10 protein-coding genes are annotated in these 12608 nt (G+C 60.9%); 8 read left to right on the forward strand and 2 right to left on the reverse strand.

Going from position 1 to position 12608, the window contains the following annotated elements; translation table 11 throughout:
- Positions 1–11 precede the first annotated feature (11 nt).
- Genes CO731_RS08215 through CO731_RS08230 form a run of 4 tightly spaced genes read left to right on the forward strand, consistent with a single transcriptional unit; the run spans position 12 to position 4955 of the window.
- The gene (locus tag CO731_RS08215) at positions 12–962 is read left to right on the forward strand and encodes an ABC transporter permease (protein WP_245439676.1); all 951 of its coding nucleotides are present in this window, start codon (positions 12–14) and stop codon (positions 960–962) included.
- Positions 963–969: 7 nt separating this feature from the next.
- Positions 970–1923, forward strand: coding sequence for an ABC transporter permease (locus CO731_RS08220; protein WP_245439678.1), 954 nt, complete (start codon positions 970–972; stop codon positions 1921–1923).
- Positions 1923–3443, forward strand: coding sequence for an amidohydrolase family protein (locus tag CO731_RS08225; RefSeq protein ID WP_245439680.1), 1521 nt, complete (start codon positions 1923–1925; stop codon positions 3441–3443). Before CO731_RS08220 ends, CO731_RS08225 begins: the two co-directional genes overlap by 1 nt.
- A 51-nt stretch (positions 3444–3494) precedes the next feature.
- Positions 3495–4955 (forward strand): amidohydrolase family protein, encoded by a 1461-nt coding sequence (locus tag CO731_RS08230; protein ID WP_108606762.1) that lies wholly within the window; start codon positions 3495–3497, stop codon positions 4953–4955.
- A gap of 89 nt (positions 4956–5044) precedes the next feature.
- On the opposite strand, the gene CO731_RS08235 is transcribed toward CO731_RS08230, so the two are convergent.
- Together CO731_RS08235 and CO731_RS08240 are read right to left on the reverse strand one after the other, a co-directional pair.
- Positions 5045–6616: an ABC transporter substrate-binding protein gene (locus tag CO731_RS08235; RefSeq protein WP_159091597.1), complete on the reverse strand. Its 1572-nt coding sequence runs from the start codon at positions 6614–6616 to the stop codon at positions 5045–5047.
- Positions 6617–6681: 65 nt separating this feature from the next.
- Positions 6682–7986 carry a D-serine ammonia-lyase gene (locus CO731_RS08240; RefSeq protein ID WP_108609702.1) on the reverse strand — a complete coding sequence of 435 codons (1305 nt, stop codon included), beginning with the start codon at positions 7984–7986 and terminating at the stop codon, positions 6682–6684.
- A 105-nt stretch (positions 7987–8091) separates the two neighbouring features.
- Here CO731_RS08240 and CO731_RS08245 point away from each other — a divergent pair, with 105 nt between their 5' ends.
- From CO731_RS08245 to CO731_RS08260, 4 genes are all read left to right on the forward strand, one after another.
- Entirely contained in the window at positions 8092–9012 is a 921-nt protein-coding gene (locus CO731_RS08245) for a LysR family transcriptional regulator (protein ID WP_159091598.1), read from the forward strand.
- Between the two features lie 346 nt (positions 9013–9358).
- Complete coding sequence (locus tag CO731_RS08250) at positions 9359–10468, forward strand: transporter substrate-binding domain-containing protein (RefSeq protein ID WP_245439682.1); 1110 nt, start codon at positions 9359–9361, stop codon at positions 10466–10468.
- Between the two features lie 142 nt (positions 10469–10610).
- Positions 10611–11180, forward strand: a complete 570-nt coding sequence (locus CO731_RS08255) for an ANTAR domain-containing protein (RefSeq protein ID WP_159091599.1) — start codon at positions 10611–10613, stop codon at positions 11178–11180.
- Between the two features lie 312 nt (positions 11181–11492).
- On the forward strand, positions 11493–12530 hold the full coding sequence (locus CO731_RS08260; protein ID WP_108606767.1) for an alpha/beta fold hydrolase: 1038 nt from the start codon (positions 11493–11495) through the stop codon (positions 12528–12530).
- Positions 12531–12608: the final 78 nt, after the last annotated feature.

Genomic DNA, 12608 nt, shown 5'->3' on the forward strand with positions numbered 1-12608 from the left:
GGAGGCTGTCCGTGTCGATCATCGCTTTCATCGGAACCAGGATGCTCTATGCCGTGCCAGTGCTGCTCGGCGTGACCGTCATCGTATTCCTGTCGTTGCAACTCATTCCCGGCGACATCGCGCTCACCCTGCTCGGCCGCATGGCCACCCAGGCACAGCTCGAAGCCCTGCGCCTGGATCTCGGGCTCGACCGGCCACTGCTCGTCCAATACGCCGGCTGGCTGCTCGACCTGTTCAGGGGAGACATCGGCAACTCGATCTCGCAGCAATTGCCGGTTACCCAGATCCTCGGCCCGAAGATCGTCAATTCGCTGATCCTGATGGCGGGCAGCCTGGCGCTTGTGCTTGCCGCCGGCTTCCTGCTCAGCGTGGCGTCGGCACCCCGTTTCCGCACTTTTGCCGATCGCGCGGTCGTCGCACTCACCCTCGTTCTGGCCAGCTTGCCGGTGTTCTGGCTGGGTATCGTGTTGCTCTATTTCTTCGGCTTCAAATGGAAGCTGTTCCCGATTTCCGGCATGTACAACATGGTCGATCCGGGAGGCCTCGGCCAGTTGCTGCATCACATGGTGCTGCCGGCCATCACCACCGCGGCGTCTTCCATTGCCGTCGTCACCCGCGTCACGCGTTCGCGCATGATAGACGTGCTTGGCCAGCCCTACGTCCTTGCCGCCCGGGCGAGGGGACTGAGCCGCAGGCAGATCGTGCTTCGCCACGCGGTACGCAACACCTTGCCGACCTTCGCCAATATCGGCGGCCTGCAGATCGGCTATCTCTTCGGCAGCGTCATCTTCACCGAAATCATCTTCAACTGGCCGGGCGTCGGGCTCCTGCTATTCGATGCCATCATGCAGCGCGACGTGCCGGTCATCCAGGGTTGCGTGCTTGTCGTGGCGATCGTCTTCGTGCTCGGCAACATGGTCTCGGACGTCATCGTCCATGCCCTCGACCCCAGAAAGCGGTGAGACAACCATGAGCGTGACCTCCATGGCAACGACCAGTCCTGTCCCCAGCCAGCGCTTCAGCCCGGCGCGCCGCTCCAACCTCTATTTCGTCTGGCGCGGCGTGCTCGGCGATCCGGTGGCCCGCATTGCGGCGGTCATCATCCTGCTGCTGGTGCTTTGCGCGATCTTTGCGCCTTATCTCGCTCCGTTCCCGCCCAACGAGGCCGATCCCGCCCTGCGCCTGCAGGGGCTGGGGACGCCGGGTCACCTGCTCGGGCTCGATCACCAAGGCAGGGACATTCTCTCCCGCCTGATCTATGGCGCCCGCCTGACCCTGCTGTCGGGCGTTGTTCCGGTGATCCTGGGCGCGGCCATCTCGATCCCGCTTGGGCTGATCGGTGCATGGTATCCGCGCCTCGGCGAAGTGGTGATGCGGGTGATGGACGTCTTTTTCGCGTTCCCGATGGCGCTGCTGGCGATCATGCTTGCAGCCCTGATGGGGCCCGGCCTTGGCAACATGATGATCGCGCTGGTCGTCACCCTGATCCCCTACAACACGCGCGTGGTCTATGCCGCCGCGAGCCAGGAGCGCGAGCTCGCCTATATCGAGGCGGCCAAGGCGATGGCGACATCGGACCTCAAGATCCTGTTCGTCGAGATGTTGCCCAACGTGGTCGCCGCTTCCGTGGTCTACAGCTGCACCATCGTCGGTGCGGTCGTCATCACCGCGGCCGGGTTGAGTTTCCTGGGCCTCGGGGTCCAGCCGCCGATCGCGGAATGGGGCATCATGACCAGCGAGGGCAGGAGCTACGTCTTCGTCGCGCCGCATATCGCAGCACTCCCTGGCCTTGCGATCACCGTGCTGGTCATGGCGTTCAACCTGCTCGGGGACTCGCTGCGGGATTCGCTCGACCCCAAGACCAGGCTGCAGCTCGTCAAGCATCGCGCTGCGCCCTCGGCCGACGATGAAGGCAAGGCGTGATGCCGATAAAGACGGTCATCCGAAACGCGCGCATCCTGACACTCGACGAGCGCGATACCGAATATGCCGAGGCCGACATCGTCATATCGGGCGACAAGATAGAAGCCCTGGGACCGGGTGCTGCGAAAGAGGCGGGTGAGGGCGCCCGTATCATCGACGGCAAGGGGCTGCTTGCGATGCCCGGTCTCGTCAACGGCCACTTCCATTCGCCCGGAAATTTCATGAAGGGGGCGCTAGGCAACTCGCCGCTCGAGCTGTTCATGCTCTACGAGGTGCCGCCGCTGATGGATCAGGTGGCCTCGCCGCGCTTCGCCTATGTACGGACCATGCTCGGCTGCATCGAAATGCTGAAGCAGGGCGTCACCTCCGTCCACGACGACTGTTTCTTCGTGCCGGTGGTCACCGATGACGAGGTCGACGCTGTCATGCGCGCTTATGCCGACGCGGGCATTCGCGCCACGGTCACGCTCGACCAGCCCAATGTGCCCGAGCACCAGAAATATCCTTTCCTGAAGGATTTCCTCCCCCCGCATCTGCTCAAGCGCATGAGCGAGGTGCGGCTGATGACAGATGCCGAACTGCTTGGCTGCTACGACCGCTTCATGGCCACCTGGCATGGCACCGAGGCCGGTCGGTTGCGCTGCGCGGTGTCATGCTCGGCGCCGCAGCGCGTGACGCCGGCCTATCTGCAGGCGCTTGGCCGGATCGCACGTGAACGCGACATTCCCTACAACATGCACATTCTCGAAACCCGCCTGCAGCGGGTGCTTGGCCAGGAGAATTATGGCAAGTCGCTGATCCGCTACGTTCACGACATGGGCGTGCTCAATGAACAGGCGATGGTCATCCATTCTATCTGGGTCGACGATGACGATATCGCGCTGCTTGCCGGGTCCGGATGCTCGGTCGCGCACAATCCTGTGTCGAACCTCAAGATCGGCAGCGGCGTCATGCCGTTCCGACGGTTGCAGCAGGCGGGCATCAATGTCTGCATCGGCAATGACGAGGCCTCTACCGATGACGGCATCAATCTTTGGACCGTGGCCAAGGTTGCAGGCCTCGTGCACAATATCGGCGACCCCCGATATGACGACTGGCCTCGGCCGGTCGAGATCCTGACCGCACTGACGTCGGGCGGCGCGAAGGCCATGCGGCTGCCGCAACCCTCGGGGCGTCTCGCGCCCGGCTTCCAGGCCGACATCATCCTGCTCGATCTCAATTCGCTGGCGTTCACGCCGCTAAACGACCTGAGGCGGCAGCTCGTCTATTGCGAGAACGGCTCCTCGGTCGTCACCGCCATGGTTGGCGGCGAGATCGTCATGGAGAACCGCAAGCTGCTGACCGTCGACGAAGACGCGATCAAGGCCGAGGCACGTTCGCTTGCCGGGGAATTCTCCGAATACATGGCACGCTGCAAGTCGGCCGCCGACGAGCTCGAGCCGTACTATCGGCAGATGTATCTTAAGGCGCTCGACACGCCGGTCGGCCTGAACAGATGGGCCGGCCCGATGGTGCCGTAGCCAGCGCCGTTCGCCACCACAATCAATTGCGACAACCGGATAGTTTCCAGCATGACCACGACACGAGTGAAAGCGCGCTACGTCATCGGTTTTGACGGTCAAGGCCATAGGACGATGAAGGACGCGGAAGTCGTCTATCGTGGCGACACCATCATCTTCGCCGGACGCGGCTATGAAGGGCCGGTGGATCAGGAGATCGACGGCGGCAACGCCATCCTCGGGCCCGGCTTCATCGACCTCAACGCATTGGCCGATCTCGACACGACGGTGCTCGCCTTCGACAACCAGCCTGACTGGGCCAAGGGCAGGGTCTGGCCGGAGGACTATGTCGCATCGGGTCCGGTGGAGATGTATTCCACCGACGAGCAGACCTTCAAGATGAAGTACGCCTTCGTCCAATTGATCCGCAACGGCATCACCACAGCACTTCCGATCACCTCGATGTTCTATCGCGAATGGGCCGAGACCTACGACGAGTTCGCCCGCTCGGCCGACAGCGCCGCCGAAGTCGGCATCAGGGCCTATCTGGGGCCATGCTACATGACCGGGGTCTCCCTGATCCGCGACGATGGCAGCTTCGGCGTCCACTGGGACGAGGAGCGCGGGCTCAGGGGCCTGGCGTCTGCCCGCGACTATGTCCGCAAGTTCGACGGCGCCCATGATGGCCTGGTCCGGGGCATGCTGGCGCCGGACCGGATCGAAAACTGCACCCCCGAACTCATTCGGCGCTCAGCCGCGGTGGCCGAGGAGCTCGACTGCCCGATCCGGCTGCATTGCTGCCAGGGCCTCGATGAGTTCGACAGCATCGTCGGGCGCTACGACAAGACCCCGGTCGAATGGCTCTCGTCGCTGGGTTTCCTGTCGAAGCGCTCCTTGCTGCCGCATGGCGTCTACGTCACCGGTCACAGTGCCATCAAGCGCACCGGCAATGACGTCGACATTCTTGCCGCTTCCGGCGCCGCGCTGATCCACTGTCCGCTGGTGCTGTCACGCTACGGCGGGATGATGGAATCCTTTGCCCGGCTCAAGAAGGCGGGCATCCCCATCGGCCTCGGCACCGACACCTTCCCGCCCGACATGGTCGAGAACATGCGGCTCGGCATCAGCCTGTGTCGCGTCGCGGAGGGCGACGTGTCGGCCTGCAGTTCGGCCGATTTCTACAATGCCGCCACGATCGTCGCCGCCGACGCGCTCGGCCGCCCGGATCTTGGGCGCCTCGCCGTCGGCGCCAAGGCCGACATGACGCTGTTCGACCTTTCGGCCTTCGAACTCGGCCAGGTCGTCGACCCGATCCAGACGATGATGCTGAGCGGCACCGGCCGCGACTTCAAGATGTCGATCGTCAACGGCCGGGTGGTCATGAAGGATCGCCAACTGCCGGGCATCGACCTCGACGCCTATCGCCATCGGGCGCAAGCCCAGTTCGATGGACTGATCGCCAAGTATCCGGCCCGGACCTGGCGCCATCCTTCAGTTGACGAGATCTTCAAGCCATCGTTTCCGTTGGCGTGACAGGTGGTTGCCGGCGCGCATTTTTCGCGATGTCCAAGCAGCCTCGTTTCGAGGCTGCTTGGACAGACCGCGAACCTGTCCGGCCTCGCTTACGGTTTGGCGAGACGGAAGTCCGCCGGCTCGATACCCATCGTGAGCATGCTGGGCTTCAGCTCAGCGAGTGCATCAACTCGGTAGGCGGCCGGCAAGTAGACCCCATACATGTCGACCATCACCGCGTCATCGTGGAGGATGGTCTGGACTTGCTTGTAAAGGTCGCAGCGCTTGGCGTCGTCTGCGGTCGCAACAGCCTGGTCCAGCAGTTTGTCGACTTCCGGATTTGCATAGCCGGTACGGTTGGTGCCGATGGCATCCGACTTGTAGCTCTTCACCAACATGACGCCGGCATCCGGCACCTGGGCGGAGTCCTCGATCAACATCATCTGCGGAATCGAGTTCGGGTCCTTCAGGCTGGCGAGATAATTCGGAAAAGCGATCGGCTCGAGCTCGAGTTCTACGCCGATCTCACGCAGGTTGGACTGGAACAGTGTCGCTTCCTGTTTCATCATGTCGAACACGGGTTGGAAGTTCATCTTGAGCCTCAGGTTGCTCGCACCCGCCTCGGCAAGCAACGCCCTGGCGGCGTCAAGGTCGCGCTTCACCTCCGGCAATTCGGGACGGCAGTCGAGACGGGCCGGCAAAGGTCCATTGGCCAGCGCACCAAAGCCATCGCGGATGCCGCGTAGGCCCCCGGAATAGTCGTAGACCATACGTAGCGCCTTGCGGACCTTGGGATCAGCGGTGGGGCCGACACGGGTGTTGAATACCACTTCGGCCTGGTAGCTGGTGTTGATCGGGACAACCTTGAGCGCCTGGTCCGCGGCGATCGTGGCGGCGTCGCGGGCCGCAAAGTTAAAGGCAACGTCGATGTTACCTGCCCGGAGTTCATCGCGAAGGGTCGAGCTTTCATCGATGCGTCGGAACACGATCGACTGCGGACGCCCCTCCACGTGAGCCCAATAGTTCTTGAACAGGTCGATGACCACGGCCTGCGACTGATCGCCAACCACATAGGGGCCGCTGCCTGCGTCATGAACCTGGAGCCACCCTTGGCCATCGTTGTCACCAGCATTGGCGGCGACCAATGCGGAGTTGAGGATGTAGATCTTGCTCAGCGACGGCAGGAAAAGCAGGTTTGGATTGGACAAGTTGATGGTGAAGTGGGTGTCATCGGTGACGGTGGTCGACTTGTAGTCGCTCACGAGCGAGCCGACGCCGGCGCCGAGACGCTTCAGGCGGTCAAGCGTGTAGGCAACGTCCTTGGCCGTCAGCGCCGTCCCGTCATGGAATTTCACGCCGGAGCGAAGCGTAAAGGTGATCGACCTGGCGTCTTCCGAATAGGCGTATTCGGTCGCCAGGCTGCCGATGAGCGTGGTCTCATCATAAGTCACCAGCGTGTCGTAGACTGCGCTGATGACAGCGTTGGTCTGGTTGTAATCGGCCCGCAGGGGATCCAGCGTGTTGATCTGACCGCTTCGCCCGACGATGATCGTGTGTTCACGATCCGCGGCCAAGGCCGTCGAACCGCCGAGACCAATCATCCCGGCGACTGCGCCGACGCCGACGCTCGCAAGGAACTGCCGCCGGCTTTGCGATAACGCGGCCAAAAAGAATGCATGCATAGTTGTACCTCCCATATGATGAATGGATCTGCTTTTGGCAAAGGCTGCTCGCAGCGGTTTGTGATCTAGGTCGTCGCCAGCACGGCTTCGTCACCGGTGACGCTCCGCGGTTCCCGATTGATCAGCGGCAAGAATTCTTCGTCGGGAAGATGAGAGCCGCCTGTCGTCCACAGGACATGGACACCATTTGATCCTGCCCCTGCGGCGAGCAATTGCGATAGGCCGCAAAACGGGGCTGCCGCCGAGGGCTCAAGCCTCAAGCCTTCCTGTTCCCACAGGCGCTGTACCCAAGCCACCATGTCTGCATCCGTGCATGTCAGGCAGCCGTCGACCAATCGATCCATGAGCCGCGCCACCAGCATGGAAGCTGATGTTACCGCCAAACCGTCTGCAATGGTCTCGCCATTCAGGCCTAAGTCTTCCAGCGCTATGGCGATATCGGAGCAAGAGGCTAGTTGAACCAACATGCAAGGCGCGTTGACCGGCTCGATAAAGTAACAGCGAACGGCGTCGCCAAGTAACGCTTTCAACCCAAATGTGATGCCACCCGGCGCGCCGCCCACACCACAGGGAAGATAGACATTGGCTGGTGTATCCGCGTTGATCGCGATGTCGGCCGACTTGAGTTGCCTGACCAGATCGAACGCCGCTGTTGAATAACCGAGAAACAGGGCACGGGAATTCTCGTCATCGATAAAGAAGGATGATTGATCTAACTCCGCGGACGCTCGTGCCGCAGCCACCGCTGACGTGTAGCTACCCGGATGTTCGACTATTGAAACGCCGATGCGCCGCAGCCGGTCTTTTTTCCAACTCTTGGCGTCCTTCGACATGTGCACTTCGGCCTTGAAGCCAAGCGACCGTGCGATTGCGCCGACACTGAACCCAAGGTTTCCAGTTGATCCGACGATTATCTTGAATCTGCTGAATGTTTCGGCAGCCTTCGGGCTATCCAGGGCCAGAGTGTCCTCGGGCGAAGAAATAAGCCCAGTGCTGAGGGCCAATTTTTCCGCAATAGTTAACACCTCATAGATGCCGCCTCTTGCCTTAATAGTGCCAGTTATTGGCAAGTCATGATCAGTCTTAACAAAAATGCGACTCTCTACAGCCGCATTTGGAAACAATGAGGGTATGTCTGATATTTCGATCAAGTCAGAGTCAATACGCCCATTTGTCGCCACTGTCTGGGGGAACAGTCTGGCAATTAGTGGCTGGAACCGTATCCATCGCGCTTGAGCTGCTCGAATGTCCGTTATGTTTATGTCAAGGCTCGGAATAACAACATCTGATGAATCTAATCCTGGATTCATCCATATATATGGTTTTCGATTCAGCACTTCTTGCGGAATTTTCTCTGGTTTATTTTCCATATTCCCATCATCTTGCAAACTATATAATCGTGATTAACGGGAATTGTTAATTCGATACTGAGAAGTTACAAGCCAGTATTGCTAATGCCGGCATTAGGAACGATGATGCGCACGCTCGACCCAACGATGGCCGCAGATCTCTTTGTGTTTTCCGAAGTGACGGCGTGCGGGAGCTTTACCGGCGCTGCCGAGCGAATGCGTGTCACCCAAGGCGCGGTCAGCCAAAGAATTGCGCGTTTGGAAAAGCGGTTGGGCGAGCCGCTTTTTTTCCGGGGTTCGAGGGGGCTCGCGCTTACTTCCATGGGGGCATCGCTGGCCGAAGCAGTCAGGCCCGCCATGGATCAGATTGCTGAAGCGTTGCTCAAGCTTGGAGGCCCGTTTCAGCCGCGCCGTCTACGGATCAGCTGCTCCGGCTCGCTGGCGCTGGATTGGCTGGGCGGTCTCATCCTGCAATTCCAGACAACGGAGCCGGCGATCGAGATCGAGTTGGTGGCGGAGGATGACCTGCCGGAGATCGCCAAGCTACGTCGCGAAAGCATCGACCTTGCGATTCGCTACGACAGCTCGCCGCCACAGGGGCTCATGATACTTGCGGTCCTGGACTCGTTGATCTTCCCGGTATGCACATCGGAATTGCAAGCCAAGCTGGCTCGCGACAAGGCATGTTCCTTCACGCGCCTGCACGATGCGCATGCGTGGCCGAAAGCCAGTCGCACGGCGGAATGGGATGCAATCGACGCGGTGACGAGTGAGTTTGCGGATCGACGGCACAAGGACGTATACTTCAACTTGTCGAAGCTGGCTCTTCAGGCTGCGGCCCAGGGGGCAGGCGTGGCAATCGGTCGAACTCCTCTGGTCAACCAGCAAATTTTGAACGGCAGTCTCGTTCCGGCAACATCGGCCCGGCCAATAGTCGCGGCGCGGTACTATTTTCTTTCGTTGATGGATGCGGCGCCGAGCGCGGCTCTCACCAGTTTTGTGAGCTACGTGTGCGATGCGTGGCCGTCACCGCTCCAAACAGCCTGATGGCGGCGGCGGCAGACCGCCGCGCCGCCTCGACAGAATAGCGAAGCAGCCTCGCGGAGGCATGCAGGTCCGGCCCCTTGGCGCATGCGCCTTCCAACTGGTCGAACTGACCTCGAAGGGACGACCCCCATTTTCGATTGGTACCAATCGACTTATATGTTAGGAAAAACTAATTCCTCGTAGGGGTGGCGGGCAGCAGCGCATAAGCTGCGTCGGCCATGGCTGGGGGGTGGCGGGCAGCAGCGCATAAGCTGCGTCGGCCATGGCTGGAACCCGGCCGACGAGGCACATGGACGGCGGAGGATAAGATGTTGGCATGTCATCTTGCCAGAGGCGGCGGTTGAGCATGGGCTCGACGGGTGAGCCTTGGCGCGTCGGCGTCCTCTTCTCGCAATCCGGAGACACCGGCGCGATCGAGGAGACCCAGCTCAAGGGCACGATGCTGGGCATCGCCGAAATCAACGCGGCGGGCGGCATCAATGGTCGCGAGATCGTGCCGATCATCTACGATCCGACATCCAGCACCGAACTCTATTCCCATTATGCGCGGAAGCTTTTGATCGAGGATCGCGTCACGACCATCTTCGGTTGCTACACTTCGACAAGCCGCAAGGCAGTGCTGCCACTGGTGGAGCGGGTCAACGCATTGCTGTGGTACCCGACGCGCTACGAGGGCTTCGAGTTCTCGCCCAACATCATCTACACCGGGTCGTCGCCCAACCAGAACACGATCGAACTGATCAACTACCTGCTCACGACCCACGGCAACCGATTCTACCTGCTGGGCACCGACTATTGTTATCCCCGGCGAACCAACCGGATCGTGCGCGATCTGGTGTGCGGCCAAGGCGGCACCATCGTCGGCGAGGAATATTTGAGTTTCGGTGCCAGCCCGAACGATATTCGGCCGATCATCCGCGACCTTCGCAACAACAAACCCGACGTCATCTTTTCGACGGTCGTCGGCCAGGCGATCTCTCACTTCTACCAGGCCTACGCCGACGCCGGTTTCACCCCCGACAACATGCCCATCGGCAGCTTGAACACCTGCGAGGCGGAGTTGCGGCTCATGGGAACAGACGTCGGGGCCGGGCACATCACCGCTGCGACCTATTTCGAGAGCGTGGAGAATGACGAGAACGACCGTTTCGTTCGTCTCTTCAAGCAGCGCTTCGGTGAGGACGAGTCGACCAACATGTGCGCAGAGGCGGCATACTTCCAGGTTCACCTCTTCGCCCAGGCCGTTGCCGAGACCAACAGCATGGATACCGACACCTTGCGCCCGGCGGTGCTCGGCCGGGAGATAGCAGCCCCTCAGGGGCGGATCGGCATCGACTACAAGAACAGCCACGCCGAACTCTGGACGCGGATCGGCAAGGCGGACGACCGCGGCCGGTTCGATATCCTGCGGGAATCGATGGTCGCGCTGCGGCCCGACCCATTTCTGGTGACATGAAGGTGACCGACTTGCCTGAGAGCTGCGCAAACGAGGATCGGTCATGAGCGGCCCGCCCACTCGGAGTTCCCCTGGCGCAGGTGCCGACGGTTCGCAGCGTGCAAGCGGTGCGCAACCAAGGGCTACACGCGGATCGGGAGGCGTGCAGGCGGAATTGCGCCAGTCGACGGTGCTTCTTGTGCATCCGCGCGACGGCCAGGGCGATGCCGTCCTGCGTGAGGTGAGGCGGGTCGGATGCCGCGTGGAGATGACCTGGCCAGCGCCAACGCTGCCGCCGATCGGTTTCGACTTCGCACTGGTGGCAATCGATGCCGAAGTGCTTGCCACGGCGCCGTGGCTTTCCGGAGCGCCGCCGGTGCCCGTCGTGGCGGTCGTGGACGGGGACAAGGGTGTACCGGTCGATGTGCTCAGGCTTTCCAACGCCCAGGCGGTGCTGGTCAAGCCGTGCCAGCCGGCGGCCATACTGTCCAACCTTGCTCTGGCGCGCAACATATTCAGCTACGAGCGGCGGCTGCTGAACAAGGTGGCGAAGCTCGAGGAGACGCTGCATGCCTCACGCCAGATCGAGCAGGCCAAGCTCATCTTGATGACGCAGAAGAAGCTGCGCGCCAACGAGGCGTACGACTATCTGCGACGGCAAGCCATGACCAAGCAGATGTCGGTTGCGGCAATTTCTGCGGCCCTGGTTGACGCCTACGGATTGATGGAATAACATCTAAATGTTCGTGAGGCCTTTGGGTCTTCGATGGCTCCAAGCGAGCCGACTTTCGCAGCAAAAGCGCTGCGCTCCATAGAGGATCAAGATTGACCTCGCGCAAACTCAGGTTTCTGAGTGCGCGGGGTTTTTGCGTTTTTCTACCAACTGCGGATCGCACTGGAGAAAACACGCCAAGAATTCTGAGGTAGACAGCAACTGACCCTGATGGGTCGGGACGAATACTTATTGCCTGAGCAGAACTATCACCACGGCCGGCCTGAGAAGGGCGGCCGAACCCTGGACTATTGCCAAATGCAGGAGGTAGCTATGGCGCAGTGGAAGCTAGACAAGGAAGTTGACTATGAAGTCTTCGAGCTTGGAGACCTTAAACTCCAGAAAGGGATGACCCTTCCTGACGCCAAGCTGGCATACAAGACGTTTGGCAGGCTGAACGCCGACAAGAGCAATGTCATCGTCCTGCTGACCTACATGGCCTCCACTCACTACGACAACCAGTGGGTCATCCGGGAAGGTGGCGCGCTCGACCCGAGCAAGTATTTCATCGTCATCCCCAACGTCTTCGGCAACGGTCTGTCGTCCTCGCCGAGTAACACGCCGGCGCCCTACAACAAGGCGCGCTTCCCGCATGTCACCTACTACGACAACATCAAGGCGCAGCATCGCCTGCTGACCGAGAAGTTCGGCATTACCAAGATCAAGATGGTCACTGGCTGGTCGATGGCCGCCGCGCAGACGTTCCATTGGGCTGCGCTCTATCCCGATATGGTCGAGACGATCTGCCCGACTGCCGGCTCGGCGAAGACGGCAAAGCATAACCATGTGATGCTTGAGGGCGTGAAAGCTGCGCTGACGGCCGACGATGCCTTCAAGGACGGCTGGTATGACGAGCAGCCCTTCAAAGGCCTGCGCGCCATGGGTCGCGTCTACGCGGGCTGGGGCTTCTCGCAGGAATTCTTCCGCAAGGAGGAATATCTCGAGCTCGGCTACGCTTCCGTCGAGGATTTCATCGTCGGCTATTGGGAGCAGTGGTTCAACCTGCGCGACGCCAACAACATGGTCGCGATGATCCGCACCTGGCAGTCCGGCGACATCAGCGACAACGAGCTCTACAACGGCGACTTCCGCAAGGCGCTCGGCGCCATCAAGGCCAAGGCGATCGTCATGCCGGGCGACTGCGACCTCTACTTTCCGCCGGAAGACAGCGCGTTCGAGGTCGAACACATGCCGAATGCGGAACTTCGCCCCTTCCGCTCGAGCCATGGACACTTCGCCGGCGGATCCGGCCTCAGGAAGGCGGATGTCAAGTTCCTCGACGAGGCTTGGCGGGAACTACTGGCGAGCTGAGCCGCAACGCCTTTCTTTTCCGAACATGAACTTGGACCGGGCCTATCCGCGCCGATAGGCCTCAAAGCAAAGGGGAAC

Source organism: Aminobacter sp. MSH1, from assembly GCF_003071665.1.
Lineage (GTDB): Bacteria > Pseudomonadota > Alphaproteobacteria > Rhizobiales > Rhizobiaceae > Aminobacter > Aminobacter niigataensis.